At 72.8% G+C, this 14,708-nt stretch carries 14 protein-coding genes and 1 rRNA gene; 4 read left to right on the top strand and 11 right to left on the bottom strand.

Going from position 1 to position 14,708, the window contains the following annotated elements:
- Positions 1-17: 17 nt before the first annotated feature.
- Positions 18-812 (bottom strand): ATP-grasp domain-containing protein, encoded by a 795-nt coding sequence (locus HS99_RS37185; RefSeq protein ID WP_063738007.1) that lies wholly within the window; start codon positions 810-812, stop codon positions 18-20.
- Positions 809-1,702: an ATP-grasp domain-containing protein gene (locus tag HS99_RS37180; protein WP_046386048.1), complete on the bottom strand. Its 894-nt coding sequence runs from the start codon at positions 1,700-1,702 to the stop codon at positions 809-811. Before HS99_RS37180 ends, HS99_RS37185 begins: the two co-directional genes overlap by 4 nt.
- A gap of 248 nt (positions 1,703-1,950) precedes the next feature.
- Here HS99_RS37180 and HS99_RS37175 point away from each other — a divergent pair, with 248 nt between their 5' ends.
- The gene (locus tag HS99_RS37175; protein ID WP_223886068.1) at positions 1,951-2,802 is read left to right on the top strand and encodes a GNAT family N-acetyltransferase; all 852 of its coding nucleotides are present in this window, start codon (positions 1,951-1,953) and stop codon (positions 2,800-2,802) included.
- A 31-nt stretch (positions 2,803-2,833) separates the two neighbouring features.
- On the opposite strand, the gene HS99_RS37170 is transcribed toward HS99_RS37175, so the two are convergent.
- Both HS99_RS37170 and HS99_RS37165 read right to left on the bottom strand, forming a co-directional pair.
- Positions 2,834-3,259 (bottom strand): hypothetical protein, encoded by a 426-nt coding sequence (locus HS99_RS37170; protein ID WP_030291066.1) that lies wholly within the window; start codon positions 3,257-3,259, stop codon positions 2,834-2,836.
- Positions 3,256-3,492, bottom strand: a complete 237-nt coding sequence (locus tag HS99_RS37165; RefSeq protein WP_030291064.1) for a toxin-antitoxin system HicB family antitoxin — start codon at positions 3,490-3,492, stop codon at positions 3,256-3,258. The genes HS99_RS37170 and HS99_RS37165 overlap by 4 nt, the downstream gene beginning before the upstream one ends.
- A gap of 262 nt (positions 3,493-3,754) precedes the next feature.
- Between HS99_RS37165 and HS99_RS37160 the strand changes: the two genes are divergently transcribed.
- A complete protein-coding gene (locus HS99_RS37160) occupies positions 3,755-3,949 on the top strand; it encodes a hypothetical protein (protein WP_030291057.1) in 195 nt (64 codons plus the stop codon).
- Positions 3,950-4,099: 150 nt separating this feature from the next.
- On the opposite strand, the gene HS99_RS37155 is transcribed toward HS99_RS37160, so the two are convergent.
- On the bottom strand, positions 4,100-5,449 hold the full coding sequence (locus tag HS99_RS37155; RefSeq protein ID WP_030291055.1) for a class I SAM-dependent RNA methyltransferase: 1,350 nt from the start codon (positions 5,447-5,449) through the stop codon (positions 4,100-4,102).
- A gap of 347 nt (positions 5,450-5,796) precedes the next feature.
- A complete protein-coding gene (locus HS99_RS37150; RefSeq protein ID WP_030291053.1) occupies positions 5,797-7,872 on the bottom strand; it encodes an APC family permease in 2,076 nt (691 codons plus the stop codon).
- Positions 7,873-8,119: 247 nt separating this feature from the next.
- On the opposite strand from HS99_RS37150, the gene HS99_RS37145 reads away from it, so the two are divergent.
- Together HS99_RS37145 and HS99_RS37140 are read left to right on the top strand one after the other, a co-directional pair.
- A complete protein-coding gene (locus HS99_RS37145; protein ID WP_030291052.1) occupies positions 8,120-8,788 on the top strand; it encodes a potassium channel family protein in 669 nt (222 codons plus the stop codon).
- On the top strand, positions 8,788-9,459 hold the full coding sequence (locus HS99_RS37140; RefSeq protein WP_030291051.1) for a potassium channel family protein: 672 nt from the start codon (positions 8,788-8,790) through the stop codon (positions 9,457-9,459). Before HS99_RS37145 ends, HS99_RS37140 begins: the two co-directional genes overlap by 1 nt.
- A gap of 122 nt (positions 9,460-9,581) precedes the next feature.
- On the opposite strand, the gene HS99_RS37135 is transcribed toward HS99_RS37140, so the two are convergent.
- The 5 genes from HS99_RS37135 to rrf all read right to left on the bottom strand — a co-directional run.
- Positions 9,582-10,421 carry a DUF3159 domain-containing protein gene (locus tag HS99_RS37135; protein WP_223886067.1) on the bottom strand — a complete coding sequence of 280 codons (840 nt, stop codon included), beginning with the start codon at positions 10,419-10,421 and terminating at the stop codon, positions 9,582-9,584.
- Positions 10,422-10,423: 2 nt separating this feature from the next.
- Positions 10,424-10,831, bottom strand: coding sequence for an OB-fold nucleic acid binding domain-containing protein (locus tag HS99_RS37130; RefSeq protein WP_030291048.1), 408 nt, complete (start codon positions 10,829-10,831; stop codon positions 10,424-10,426).
- A 65-nt stretch (positions 10,832-10,896) separates the two neighbouring features.
- On the bottom strand, positions 10,897-11,577 hold the full coding sequence (locus HS99_RS37125; RefSeq protein ID WP_030291046.1) for a response regulator: 681 nt from the start codon (positions 11,575-11,577) through the stop codon (positions 10,897-10,899).
- A gap of 131 nt (positions 11,578-11,708) precedes the next feature.
- Positions 11,709-14,342 (bottom strand): ATP-binding protein, encoded by a 2,634-nt coding sequence (locus HS99_RS37120; RefSeq protein ID WP_078958665.1) that lies wholly within the window; start codon positions 14,340-14,342, stop codon positions 11,709-11,711.
- A gap of 251 nt (positions 14,343-14,593) precedes the next feature.
- Positions 14,594-14,708 (bottom strand): 5S ribosomal RNA (gene rrf, locus HS99_RS37115); the annotation flags it as partial.

Below are 14,708 nucleotides of genomic sequence, written 5' to 3'. Positions count from 1 at the left end.
GTGATCGGGATGGTCGGTTACGGCTTCCTCCGGCACTTCGTGCTCGGCCAGGACATGCCCGCCGAGAGCCCGGCGAGCGCCTCGGGCGCGCCCGGCCGCCCACGCACCCCGGGGAAGGCGTTGACGTCCACGATCACCGGCTCGGCGACCCCGTCCAGCAGGTCGACTCCGTACACCTCCAGCCCGAACACCTCCCCCACCCGCAGCGCGAGCGCGGCCAGGCCCGCGGGCGGCTCCCACTCCCCCGCGTCCGCCGACCCGCCGTCCCCGGAGGAGAGTTCGGAGCGCCGCCGCGCGGCGAACACCTGCCCGTCGACCACCCACAGCTTCTGGTCCCAGCCGCTGCCCGGCACGTAGGGCTGGGTGACGACCTCCTCCTCGGGCCAGCGCTGCGCGAGTTCGCGCAGCCGGGCCGCGCCGTCGACCAGCGCGACCAGGTCGTGGCGCCGGCTGTGCCGGCTCTTCACCACGAACGGATAGGCCGGGTCGGCGATTTCGGCCGGCCGCCCGGCCGCGACGGTGGTTGCGAACGGCAGCCCGGCACCGCGGGCGAGCTCCGCCATCCGCACCCGGTCCTGACAGAGCTCCGTTGCCGCCGCCGAGTTGACGACGGCGGCGCCACGCTGCTCCAACTCCCGTGCCAGTGCCAGTGCTTGCGGTGTGCGCGCCTTGAGCAGGTAGACATCGGCCAACGAAGCCCCGGAGCCGCCGGATGCCACGACCTCGACCCGGCACCCGCGCCGCACCAGCAGCTCGGCGGCGGCGGCGAGCACCGGGTGCCCCGGGTTGCCCGTGATCAGTCCGACCCTCACCGCAACTCATCCTCCACCAGGCCGAGTCGGCCGTAGTCCTCGCCGCCCGCCGGCACCAGCGCGGGCACCGACACCGCCGTGCCGCTGCGCGCGAGGCGCAGCACCGCCCGGGCTACGCGCGCCACCGCGTCCGGCACCTGTCGGAAGCTCGGGAAGTCGTTGACGTCCACCACGACCGGCCCGTCCGGCCCGAGCAGCACGTCGACCCCGTACAGGTCGAGCCCGAAGACCTCGCCCACCTGCGTCGCGATCCGCGCGACGCTCGCCGGCAGCGGCACCTGCCGCTCGCGCACGCCCTCCCCGGGGTGCAGCGGGGAGGAACGTTCCGTCGCGAAGAGCTCGCCGTCGACGCAGTACACCTTGAGGTCCGTGCCGCCGTTGGGCACGTACGGCTGCGCGATCAGCAGTCCCTCCCCGGCGAGTTCGGGCCCGAGGCCGATCAGGTCGTCGGGCCCGGCCACCAGCCGCACGCCGCGCCCGGAGCTGCCGTCCGCCGGTTTGACGACCAGCGGGTACTCGGCGGCGGGGATCTCGGCGAGCCGTTCCCAGCGGGCGGCGGCGTAGGTGACCGGGACGGGCAGGCCGCGGGTGCGGGCGATCACGGAGGCGAGCGCCTTGTCCCGGACGCCGCGGATCGAGCGGACGTCGTTGACCGTGGTGAGGCCCACGGCGGCGGCCGCCTCCAGCAGGGTGAGCCCGGGGCCGCCGGAGACCGTCTTGAGGACCCAGGCGTCGTGGCTGCCGGCCCGGACCGCCTCGGATATCGCCATCAGCGAGTCCCCGGGGCGCAGCACGTCCACCCGGTGCCCCCACGTGGTGAGTTGACGTGCCACGTCCAGTGGCATGCCGTCCCGCCGGTAGTGCTCCTCCACCAGAAAGCAGAGCCTCATGGGCCTGACTTCCCCCTTGCCTCGCCGAGTCGGACGTCCGCCGTCCCCCTCGGCAGAGCTGTGAAGGCCTCAGCATGCCCGGCGTACACGCACAAGATCACAGCGAGCTGGTAAGCGTTCGGCAACAATCGAACCCAGACGGTCACGCGCCCCGTACAAGCCGCCGCACGAAATGGTGGCACCACGCAGAACGGCGCCGCCGCGCAAACCGGTGGCGCCGCACCGGCGGCCCTGCTTGGATGCACACCGTGACTTCAGCCGATCATGTTCCCGACACCGTGCTCCTCGACGGCATCGAGCGCTACTACGACGCCGTACCACGCAGCGCCGCCACCGCCGAGGACTTCGGCCCGCTGACCCTGTTCGTCCGCAGGGGCAGCACCGGCTGGCACTACTACGCCCGCCCGACGCCCGGCCACCACGGCCCGGCCGCCACCGCCGGGGACGTCCGCCGGGTGCTGGAGCGGCAGCGGGAGCTGGGCCTGCCGGAGGCCTTCGAGTGGGTCGCCGAGCAGAACCCCGAGTTGCGCGCGGCGGTGGAGGCGGCCGGCCTGACGGTGCACGAGCACCCGCTGCTGGTGCTCGGCCCGCAGGACGAGGCGGCCGCGGCTCCGGCCCTACCGGAGCGGACGGAGGTGCGGGTGCTGGCCGCGGACGCCCCCGAGTTGGCCGACGCGGTCGCCGTCCCGCACGTGGCCTTCGGCAACCCGGGCACCGCCACCGGCGACGCCGGGGCGGCCGAGCTGGCCGCGAGTGCGGCGACGCTGACGGCCGACGGCGGGGTGGCGCGGGTCGCGCAGCGGATCACCGACGGAGTCACCGTGCTGGCCGCCGCGCTGGAGGGCAGCGACGTGCTCTGCGCAGGCCAGCACAACCCGGTGGGCCAGGTCACCGAGGTGGTGGGGGTCGGCACCCTCCCCTCCGCCCGGCGGCGCGGGCTGGGTCTGGCGGTGACCGCGGCCCTGGTGGCGCACGCCCGCGCCAACGGCGTGCGGACGGTGTTCCTTTCCGCCTCGGACGAGGACGTCGCCCGGATCTACCGCCGGGCCGGCTTCCGCCCGTTCGCGACCGCCCTCATCGCGGAGCCCGCCTCCTCCTGAACGGGCCACCGCGGCGGAACGGGGACGGCGCTCAGTCGTCGTCCTCCTCGTCGTCCGCCCCGCTGACGCCCTCCCCCTCCGCCTCGTCGACCACCCAGGCCGCCAGCCGCTCGGCGACCCCGGAGACCCCCAGCCGCCCTTCCCGGATGGCCCGGGAGAGGCTGCGCACCTCGCGCGCGGTGGTGGCGACGGTGCAGCCACTGGCGACGAGGTAGGCGTAGGCGACGGCGGTCGCGAAGAGTTCGTTGGTCTTCTCCAGGGCCGGCACCCGGATCAGCTGGTGCATCAGCGCGGCCGCACGGTCCTGCGGTTCGGGGTAGACGGAGATGTCGAATATCTCGGCCTGGTGGCGGGTGACGGCTGCGAGCAGCGAGCCGTAGTCGGTGACCTGCGGGTCACCGGGCGTGTACTGCTCGGCGGTCATGAGCAGCCACGAGAGGTCGACCTCCAGTTTCAACGGCGCACGTCCTGGAGCTCGCCCGAGTCCCCGAACTCGGCGAGGAAGGCCGTCTCGTACTCCTTCATGAACTGCGCGGCGGCGTCGATGAAGGCCCGTCCCGACTCACCCATGTCCTGCTGGACCAGGCGCTCGATGTACTGGTTCATGCTGATCCCCTGCTGCTCCGCCCGTTCCCGGGCCATCTCCGCGGTCGTGGCGTCCACTCGGACGTTCAGCTGCTTCTTGCCCATGCCGTTCAAGCTAGCGCCGAAGCGCTAGCACAACAAGGGCGCGCGTACACCGCCCGAACACCTCCCGCACGCCCCCGCGCAACCTCGAGCTCACCTGCCCGACGGGTCCCTACCCCCGGGCCGGCTGCCCCGTCCTCCGGCCGTGACCGGACCTACCCTTAACCTGACCGAATCTGACTTGAAGAGTCCTTCCCCATCCGGGACTCTGAGCTCTCCCGAGCGTTCCCCGAGCGGCACCGACCGGTTTTTCTGGAGGCCGGCAATGACAGCCATGTTCGACCAGGAGCTGCGTGAGCAGCTCGCCCAGGCCCGGCGGGACCTCGCGGCGGCCCGGGCCGAAGGGGACGCCGACGGCGTCCAGGCGTACGAGGGCCGGATCGCCTCGCTCCTCAGGCTCGCCGCCCAGCACGGCATCGACCTTCCGCACAGCGCCGACGAAGAGGAGCGCAACATCTGACCCGCGCCCGCCCGACCGCGACCGCCTGATCACGCCCGCCCGACCGCCCGGCCGCGACCGCCCGACCGCGCCCCGCGCAACGCCGAGGAGGCGGCCCCCGTACGCCACGGGGTGCCGCCTCCTCGGCCGTCCGCCACCGGACGGCCCGGGTCACTCCCCGACGGGCTCCAGGATCGCCACGCACTCGAAGTGGTGGGTCATCGGGAACAGGTCGAAGGCCCGCAGCGAGACCGGCCGGTAGCCGCCCTCGCGGAAGAACTTCAGGTCCCGGGCGAGCGCCGCCGGGTCGCAGGCCACGTACGCGATCCGGCGTGCCTCCAGGCCGACCAGGTGCGCGACGGTCTCCCGCCCGGCACCCGAGCGCGGCGGGTCCAGCACGATCAGGTCGGTGGCGGTGATGCCGGTGCGCGGCAGCAGCGTCTCGACCCGGTCGCACTCGATCCGCACGTTGTCCAGCGCGGCCAGGTTGTGCCGGGCGTCGACCACGGCCTGCTTGGCGGACTCGATGCCGAGCACCGCGCCGTCCTCGCCGACCCGGTCCGCCAGCGCGCCGGCGAACAGGCCGACCCCGCAGTACAGGTCGAGCGCGTTCTCGCCCCACTGCGGGTCCAGGCCGTCCAGCACCGCGTCCACCAGGGTGTCCGGCGCCTCCGGGTGGATCTGCCAGAAGCCGCCGTTGCTGACCCGCCAGGTCCGGCCGGCCGCCCGCTCGCGCACGAAACTGCGCCCGTGCACCTTGTGCACGTCGCCCTGGTCGTCGATCCGGGCGATCGACACCGGCTTGTCCAGCTCGACCAGCGGCAGCTGGGCGCCGTCGCGCGGGGTCAGCACCACCTGGCGGTCCGAGGAGCCGGTCGCGGCGATCGCCTCGACGCTGGCCACGCCCGGCCAGTCCCGGGACTCGATGCCCAGCTCGGTGACGCCCTCGGCGGCGATCAGGCAGCGGTCGATCGGCTGCACGTCGTGCGTGCGGTGCTTGCGCAGGCCGACCTTCCCGGTCTGCGCGTCCACCGCGTACTGCACCCGGGTCCGCCAGGCCGGCACCTGCCCGGCCGGCAGCTTGCCGCCGACCGGCTCGACGCTGCCGTCCCAGCCCGCCTCGGCCGGGGTCAGCCCGGCCAGCTTCGCCAGCTGCTCGGTCAGCACCGCCGCCTTGAGCTTGCGCTGCCCGCCCGGTGTCACGTGCTGCCAGTCGCAGCCGCCGCACCTGCCGGGCCCGGAGAACGGGCACGGCGCCTCGATGCGGTCCTTGGCGGGCTCCAGCACCTCCACCGCGTCCGCACGCAGGAACCGCGAGGTGGTGGTGCCCTCGGTCACCAGCGCGATCACCTTCTCGCCGGGCAGCGCGTGCCGGACGAACAGCACCCGCCCCTCGTGCCGGGCCACGCAGTGCCCGCCGCCGTGCGCGACCGGGCCGATCTCGACCTCGTAGCGCTCGCCGACGAGCGGCTCCCCCGAGGGCGCCTCCGGCCGGGACGTCCGCGCGGCCGCGCCGCGCAGCGCCTTCGGCGGCCGCACCGCCTGCTTGCGCGGCGCCTTCCGCGCGGCGCCCGCAGCGCCCTTCCCGTCCCGAGCGTCCCTGGAGTCCCGAGCCGGCTTCTCAGCCCGAGCCGCCTTGTCGCCCCGCCCCGGCTTGTCGCCCCGCACGGACTTCTCCTCCGGGGCCTCCCCCGGCACGACCGGCGCCGTGCGCGCCGTCAGTCCCTCACGGTCCGTGGCCTCCGGCCGGTTCGGCCGGCCCCAGCGCGGCCGGGCCACCTGCCCGGGCTGGGAGCCGCCCCGACGGGCGCCCTTGCCCTTGCCGGAGGCGCCGGACGAGCCCGAGGAGCGGGGCGGAGTGTTGCGCGTCACTGGGAGAAGTCCTTGCTGCGGTCGGTGGCACCGGTGTCGGTCCCAGCGGTACGGACGGAATCCTTCGACTTTACGGCCTTCGGCGCCCGGGGCTCGCCACGGCGGACGGATCCCGGCGCCGACCAGGCCTTCTGCGCCTTGCGCCGCTCCGAGGACTCCAGCTGCCAGGGCACCGAGGTGACCATCACCCCGGGCTTGAACAGCAGCCGCCCCTTGAGCCGCAGCGCGCTCTGGTTGTGCAGCAGGTGCTCGTACCAGTGGCCGACCACGTACTCGGGGATGTACACCGAGACCACGTCGCGCGGGCTGCTGCGCCGCAGGTTCTTCACGTAGTCCAGCACCGGCCCGGTGATCTCGCGGTACGGCGAGTCCAGCACCTTGAGCGGCACCTCGATGCCGCGCTCGTCCCACTCCCGCCGCAGCGCCGCCGTGTCGTCCGGGTCGACGTTGACGGTGACCGCCTCCAGGGTGTGGGCGCGGGCCAGCCTGGCGTACGCGAGGGCGCGCAGCGCCGGCTTGTGCAGCTTGGAGACCAGCACGATGGCGTGCACCCGGGTCGGCAGCGCCACGTCGTCCGGCTCCTCGGCGGCGGTGAGCTCGTCGGAGATCCGGTCGTAGTGGCGGCGGATGCCCTTCATCATCACGAACAGCACGACCATCGCGGCGATCGCGATCCAGGCGTGGCCGATCTTGGTGACCAGGACGACGATCAGCACCGCCATGGTCATCACCAGGCCGAAGCCGTTGATCGCCCGGCTGCGCTGCATGCGGCGCCGCTCGGCCGGGTCGGTCTCGGTGCGCAGCAGCCTGGTCCAGTGCCGGATCATGCCGGACTGGCTCATGTTGAAGGACACGAAGACGCCGACGATGTAGAGCTGGATCAGCCGGTTCGGGTCCGCGTCGAACGAGATGATCAGCAGGATCGCGGCGATCGCCAGCAGGATGATGCCGTTGGAGAAGGCCAGCCGGTCGCCGCGGGTGTGCAGCTGGCGCGGCAGGTAGCGGTCCTGGGCGAGGATCGAGCCGAGCACCGGGAAGCCGTTGAAGGCGGTGTTGGCGGCCAGCACCAGGATCAGGCCGGTGACGGCGGCGACGAAGTAGAAGCCGGGCGTGAAGTTGCTGAAGACGGCCTCGCTGATCTGCGCCAGCGCGGTCTTCTGGTGGTAGCCGGAGCCGGCGCCGACGAGCTGCTCGGCCGGGTTCTCGGCCATCTGCACGCCGGTCAGCCGGGCCAGCCAGATGATGCCCATGAACATCACCACGGCGACGCTCGCCATCATCAGCAGCGTGGTCGCCGCGTTCTTGCTCTTGGGCTTGCGGAAGGCGGGCACGCCGTTGGAGATCGCCTCCACGCCGGTGAGCGCGGCGCAGCCGGAGGAGAAGGACTTCAGCAGCAGGAACACCATCGCGAACCCGGCCAGCGATCCGTTGCCCGGGGTGGCCTCCAGGTGGAAGCCGGAGCTCTCGGCGGGCATGTCCTGGCCGAGCACGAAGTGCCGGAGGAAGCCGTAACCGACCATCCCGATCACGCCGATCATGAAGGCGTAGGTGGGCACGGCGAAGGCACTGCCGGATTCGCGCACCCCGCGCAGGTTCATGCCCATCAGCAGCACGACCACGACGACGGACACGATCGTCTCGTGTCCGCGCAACGCGGGGACGGCGGAGACCACGTTGGCGACGCCCGAGGTGGTGGACACGGCGACGGTCAGCACGTAGTCGACCATCAGGGCCGCGGCGACCACCAGGCCGGCGGCGGGACCGTGGTTGACGGTCGCCACCTCGTAGTCGCCGCCCCCGCTGGGGTAGGCGTGCACGTTCTGGCGGTAGGAGGCGACGACGGCGAGCATCACGATCGCCACGACGACGCCGATCTGCCAGGAGAAGTGGATCGCCGAGGCTCCCGCGACGGAGAGCGTGAGCAGGATCTCCTCGGGGGCGTACGCGACCGAGGAGAGCGCGTCCGAGGCGAAGACGGGCAGCGCGATCCGCTTGGGGAGGAGGGTCTCCCCGAGCTTGTCGCTGCGGAGGGCGCGCCCGATCAGGATGCGTTTCGGAAGGTCAGTCGGCATAGGCACGTTAAGGAATCGTAGGCGCTCGCCGGACATTGCTCCGCCGTTTGTCCCCCCCTTCGTCGCGACTGCGTTCGGTGGACCGGCTAGCGTGTCGGATACGAGTCGGCGGGCAACACTGTGGTTGTCGAGCGGTGTCCAGCCGACACCCCCACGAGAACCCTCGTCCCGGAAAGCCGGGCGGGAAAGGGAGATGAACGGTGTTTGCGCAGGTCAATAGCCCTACGGGACGGGTGAGGTAGCGCCGGTGCACATCGTCATCATGGGCTGCGGCCGCGTGGGCTCGGCCCTCGCGAGAACGCTGGAGAAACAGGGCCACTCGGTGGCCGTGGTCGACCAGGACCCGACCGCGTTCCGTCGGCTGGGTGCCGGGTTCAACGGGCGCCGGGTGACCGGCGTCGGTTTCGACCAGGACACCCTGCGCGAGGCGGGCATCGAGGAGGCCGGCGCCTTCGCCGCCGTCTCCAGCGGTGACAACTCCAACATCATCGCCGCCCGGGTCGCCCGGGAGAACTTCGGCGTGGAGAACGTCGCGGCCCGCATCTACGACCCTCGGCGCGCCGAGGTCTACCAGCGCCTGGGCATCCCGACCGTGGCGACGGTCCGCTGGACCGCCGACCAGATGCTGCGCCGGCTGCTGCCCAGCGGCGCCGAGCCGCTGTGGCAGGACCCGAGCGGCAGCGTGCAGCTGGCCGAGGTCGCCTACCACCCGGGCTGGGTGGGTCAGCGGATCAGCCGCCTGGAGGAGGCCTCCGGCGCCCGGGTGTCGTTCGTCACCCGGCTCGGTGAGGGCGTGCTGCCCTCGCCGCAGATGGTGGTGCAGGAAGGCGACCTGGTGCACGTGATGCTGCGCCGGGCCGACCTGACGGCGGTCGAGGCCGCGTTCGCGCAGGGGCCGAAGGAGGAGGGTCACTGATGCGGGTCGCCATTGCCGGGGCCGGTGCCGTGGGCCGCTCGATCGCGGGCGAGCTGCTGGAGAACGGTCACGAGGTCCTGCTGATAGACAAGAACCCCAACTCCATCTCGGTGGAGCGGGTGCCCATGGCGGAATGGCTGCTGGCCGACGCCTGCGAGATCACCTCGCTGGACGAGGCGGCGCTGCAGCGCTGCCACGTGGTGATCGCCGCGACCGGTGACGACAAGGTCAACCTGGTCGTCTCGCTGCTCGCCAAGACCGAGTACGCGGTGCCGCGGGTGGTCGCCCGGGTGAACAACCCGAAGAACGAGTGGCTCTTCAACGAGTCCTGGGGCGTGGACGTGGCCGTGTCCACCCCGCGCCTGATGTCCGCGCTGGTGGAGGAGGCGGTCAGCGTCGGCGACCTGGTCCGCCTGATGCGCTTCAGCCAGGGCAACGCCAACCTGGTCGAGCTGACCCTGGCCGCCGAGGCCGAGCTGGTCGGCACCCGGGTCGGCGGGGTCACCTGGCCGCAGGACACCGCGCTGGTGACCATCATCCGCGAGGGCCGGGTGCTGGTGCCGGGCAAGGACGACACCCTGGAGGGCGGCGACGAGCTGCTCTTCGTCGCCGCGCAGGAGCGCGAGGAGGAGCTGGAGCAGCTGCTGTCGGCCACCTCCGGCGCCCGGTAGGCGCCCGTCGCCCGCTGCAACGGCCGAGGGCCCGCACCCCCCGTCTCGGGGGGTGCGGGCCCTCGGCCGTACCGGCGCCATCGGCCCCGTACCGGCCGTACCGACGGGAGCGGCGGGAGCGGCTACTTGGCCGGCTCCTCCTCGTCGTCCACCGGCGCCTTGATCGGCGGCGGCGCCTTCAGCAGGATCTGCCAGGTGACGTACATCGCCAGCAGCAGCGGCGGGATGCCGAGGGCGACCTTCAGCCAGCCGAGCAGGTTGACGTTGTGGGTGAGGTACAGCGGGAAGAGGATCACAGGCTTGAGGCCCATGATCACCACCCAGGCCCAGGTCGCCTTGGTGTAGGCGGCGAGGCGGCCCGGGTTCTCCTTGCGCCAGGTGAACATCTCACCGGTGATCGGGCCGAGCATCACCCCGATCATCGGCCAGCGGGCCAGGGCGGAGGCCGCCAGGGCGATGCAGTAGCCGACGTTCCAGAGCAGGCCGGGCAGGTAGAAGTCCTCGGCCTTGCCGCTCTTCATCGCGATCCAGGCGCCGAGGGCGACGCCGAACACGCCGCTGAAGGCGTGCTGGATGGTCTCCCGCCGGGCCAGCCGGGCCACCACGAACAGGGCGCTCAGGCCGAGCGCGGCCCAGGCGGCGGCGCTGACCTGGTGGGTCACGTTGTAGGTGACGATGAAGACCAGGCCCGGCAGCGTCATGTCGATCATGCCGCGCACGCCGCCGAAGGCCTGCAGAACGGTGTCGGCGGCCTCCTTGGAGGCTGCCCGGCGGGCGGCCTCGGCGGCGGCCGGGTCCAGGGGAGGGTCCGTGGGTCGGCCGTCCACGGCCGGGGCGGTGCCCTGGATCGTCCGCGCCAGACCGTCCGCGGCCTCCTCGGCGGCGGCTGTCTGCCAGGCGGCCACGTCGGTGGCGTCCAGGTCGGTCCGGGCGGCGGCGTCGCCGCCGGGGTGGTTGCTCACGCTCATTCGCTCCCGTGTCCGACCGGACGCAGTTCGTAGCGGGGGTTGAACAGCACGCGGCGCCCGCGTGCGTGACTGATCCGGCCGCTGGCGACGAGCCGGCGGCCCGGCTCTATGCCGGCGATCGAGCGGCGGCCCAGCCAGACGACCTCCAGCGCCTCGGTGCCGTCGAAGAGCTCGGCCTCCAGGGCCGGCACTCCGGCCCGCGGGCGGAGCGTCACCGTGCGCAGCGTGCCCGCGACGGTGACCAGCTGACGGTCGGAGCAGCCGGCGATCGGCGTGCAGCCCGACTCGGCGGCGCTCTCCTGGCGCAGGTCCTCAGCGTCCAACTCCTCGGCCGAGGAGGTCAGGCGGCTGAGCATGCGGCGGAACCGCCCCTGCGGCTGGCCGCTGCTGTTGTCACCACTCATGTCGGCAGGGTACCGGTTTCCGGGCCCCCGGCGGCAGGCGTCGCAGCCGCCGGGGGCAGCCCCGGTCAGCTCTCGAAGCGGTAGCCCATGCCCGGTTCGGTGATGAAGTGACGCGGGTGCGAGGGGTCGCGTTCCAGCTTTCGGCGCAGCTGGGCGAGGTAGACCCGCAGGTAGTTGGTCTCGGTGCGGTACGCCGGGCCCCACACCTCCTGGAGCAGCTGGGTCTGGCTGACCAGTCGTCCGGCGTTGCGGACGAGCACCTCCAGCAGGTGCCATTCGGTGGGCGTGAGGCGTACGTCGGTGCCGTCCCGGTTGACCTTCTTGGCGGCGAGGTCGACGGTGAAGCTCTCGGTGACGACCAGCGAGTCGTCCTCCCCGGCCACCGGCTCGGCCCGGCGCACGGCGGCCCGCATCCGGGCGAGCAGCTCGTCCATCCCGAAGGGCTTGGTGACGTAGTCGTCGGCGCCGGCGTCCAGTGCATCGACTTTCTCGTCGGACGCGTGCCGGGCGGACAGCACGATGATCGGCACCCGGGTCCAGCCGCGCAGGCCGCGGATCACCTCGACGCCGTCCATGTCGGGCAGGCCCAGGTCGAGCACGACGACGTCCGGATGACGGGCGGCGGCGAGTTCCAGGGCGCTCGCGCCGTCATGGGCCGCGTCGACCTCGTACTTGCGGGCCTTGAGGTTGATCACCAGTGCGCGGACGATCTGCGGTTCGTCGTCCACCACGAGGACCCGGGTCATTTACGGGCTCCGCCTTTCGGGCTGTCGGTTCTTACGGACTGTGCGTCGGCTCTCGGTGCGACGGGTGCCGCCGGCTCCCCGGGACCGGTCGGGTCCCGGGTGGTCGGCCGGTCCCGCGTGATCAGCCGGTCTCACGTGATCAGCTGTGAGAGCGGGTCGTGGCCCTCACCGGTCCGCCCGGGCCGTTCGTCCGGCTCGGGCGGACCGGGCGGCTCGGGCGGCTCGAGCGCGGGCGGCCGCTCGACCGCGGGCAGGCTGACGACCATGGTGAGGCCGCCGCCGGGGGTGTCCTCTGCGGTGACGGTGCCGTCCATCGCCTCGACGAACCCGCGCGCCACCGCGAGCCCGAGGCCCACCCCGGCGCCGCGCGGCGCGTCCCCGTAGCGCTGGAACGGCGCGAAGATCCGCTCCTTGGCGTCCTCGGGCACGCCCGGGCCGCGGTCCACGATCCGCAGTTCGACCCGGCCGGGCCGGCCCGGCTGCTCCAGGGCGTCGGCCTTGACCAGCACCCTGACACCGTCCGGGCTGTACTTGACGGCGTTCTCGACCAGGTTGGCCAGCGAGCGCTCCAGCAGCCCGGCGTCGGCCCGGATCATCGGCAGAGTCTCCGGGACCTCCAGCCGGACGGCCTCCGGCGGCACGCCGCCGAGCGCGTAGGGCACCACCTCGTCCAGGTCGGTCTCCTGGATCAGCGGGGTGACGGTGCCGGTCTGCAGCCGGCTCATGTCGAGCAGGTTGTTGATCAGGTGGTCGAGCCGGTCGGCGCCGGCCTCGATCCCGGCCAGGAGTTCGGCCTCGTCCTCCGGGTCCCACTCGACGTCGGCCGAGCGCAGCGAACTCACCGAGGCCTTGATCCCCGCCAGCGGAGTGCGCAGGTCGTGCGAGACGGCGGCCAGCAGGGCAGTCCGGATCCGGTTGCCCTCGGCCTCCCGGCGGGCCACGACGGCCTCCCGGGCCAGCCGGCGGCGCTCCAGCACTACGGCGGCCTGGGCCGCGAACGCCCCCAGCAGCCGCCGGTCCGCGCCGGGCAGCACGCGGCCGCGCAGCACCAGTGCCAGGCTCTCGCCGACCGGCACGTCCACATCGGCTTCCTCGGGCCGCTCCGGCGGGCGCGGCCCTGCGGTGGCCACCGGCGACCAGCCGCCGGTCGGCTCGGGGCGCTCCAGCAGGGCCGCGCTCTCCTGTCCGAAGGTCTCCCGGACCTGCTCCATCAGCGCGGTCAGCACCCCGTCCCCGTTCGGCGCACCGCGCAGCACCGTGCCGGCCAGCGCGCTGAGCGTCTGTGCCTCGGTCTGGGCCCGGGCCGCCTGGTGGGTGCGCCGGGCCGCCAGGTCCACCACGGAGGCGACCGAGCAGCCGACGACGGTGAATATCGCCACCGCCATGATGTTCTCCGGCTCGTTGATGGAGAACGTGTGCAGCGGCGGGGTGAAGTAGAAGTTCAGCACCGAGGAGCCGACCAGCGCCGAGCCGATGGACGGCAGCAGCCCGCCGACCAGCGCCGCGAGCACCGTCAGCGACAGGAACAGCAGCATGTCGGTGGACAGGCCCAGCCCGCCGATCGCGGTCAGCACGATCGCCAGCAGCGGCGGGCCGGCCAGCCCGATCAGCCAGCCCGCGACGGTCCGCGTCCGGCCCAGGTCGGTGATCCGGCGCACGGGTATCTTGCCGCGGCGCCCGTGCCCGGCGTGCTCGTGGGTGACCATGTGGACGTCGATGTCGCCGGCCTTCTGCGTGACCACGGTGCCCACGCCCGGCCCGTACAGGTACTGCCAGCGGGGCCGGCGGCTGGTGCCCAGCACGATCTGGGTGGCGTTCACCCCCCGGGCGAAGTCCAGCAGCCCGCCGGCCGGGTCGTCGCCCAGGACGTTGTGGAAGGAGCCGCCGAGGCTCTCCACCAGCGCGCGCTGCTCGATCAGCGTCTGCGGCGAGCCGGAGCCCGCGAGCCCGTCCGAGCGGGAGATGTGCACGGCCAGCAGCTCCCCGCCGGACACCCGGGCCGCGATCCGGGCCGCCCGGCGGATCAGCGTCGCCCCCTCGGGGCCGCCGGTAAGGCCGACCACGATCCGCTCCCGGGCCTGCCAGGTGCCCTCGATCCCCTGCTCCGCACGGTACTTCTGCAGGTACTCGTCCACCCGGTCCGCGGTCCACAGCAGCGCCAGCTCGCGCAGCGCGGTCAGGTTGCCCGGGCGGAAGTAGTTGGCGAGCGCGGCGTCGATCTTCTCCGGCGTGTACACGTTGCCGTGCGCCAGCCGCCGCCGCAGCGCCTGCGGGGACATGTCCACCAGCTCGATCTGGTCCGCCCGGCGGACCACCTCGTCCGGGACGGTCTCCCGCTGGCGCACCCCGGTGATGCCCTCGACGGCGTCGCCGAGTGACTCCAGGTGCTGGACGTTCACGGTGGAGATCACGTCGATCCCGGCCGCGAGCAGTTCCTCGACGTCCTGCCAGCGCTTCTCGTTGCGGCAGCCGGGCACATTGGTGTGGGCCAGCTCGTCCACCAGCGCCACCTCGGGGCGGCGGGCCAGGACGGCGTCCAGATCCATCTCGGAGAACCGCGCGCCCCGGTGCACCACCTGCTGCCGGAGCACGACCTCCAGCCCGGCCACCAGGTCCGCGGTCCGCCGCCGGCCGTGGTCCTCGACGAACGCCACCACGACGTCCGTCCCACGCTCCTGCCGCCGGTGCGCCTCGGCGAGCATGGCGTACGTCTTGCCGACCCCGGGGGCCGCCCCGAGGTAGATGCGCAGCCTGCCTCGTCCCATGAGCACCATTCTTGATCCGGCCCCGCCCGGGAGCCATCCCGGACACCTGTTCCCCCCGACCTCGAGACTACGGCGTGACCAGCGAAATTCCGCTGATCAGTGCGGTGATCACGCGGTTTTAGCGGCATATTGACGGAGGAGCAGCCACTCGGCGGGGGTCACCGCAAGCGACCGGCCGGCTTCTCTCCGAATTGCGGGTGAACGCGAAGAACCCCCATCCGGAATCCGGATGGGGGTTCTTCTGAATGATTGTTCGGCGGCGTCCTACTCTCCCACAGGGTCCCCCCTGCAGTACCATCGGCGCTGTGAGGCTTAGCTTCCGGGTTCGGAATGTAACCGGGCGTTTCCCTCACGCTATGACCACCG

Origin of the sequence: Kitasatospora aureofaciens, assembly GCF_001188955.3 — a bacterium.
Classification (GTDB): Bacteria; Actinomycetota; Actinomycetes; order Streptomycetales; family Streptomycetaceae; genus Kitasatospora; species Kitasatospora aureofaciens.
The sequence above is the reverse complement of the archived record's forward strand: the minus strand, read 5'-3'. Positions and strand labels throughout refer to the sequence as shown.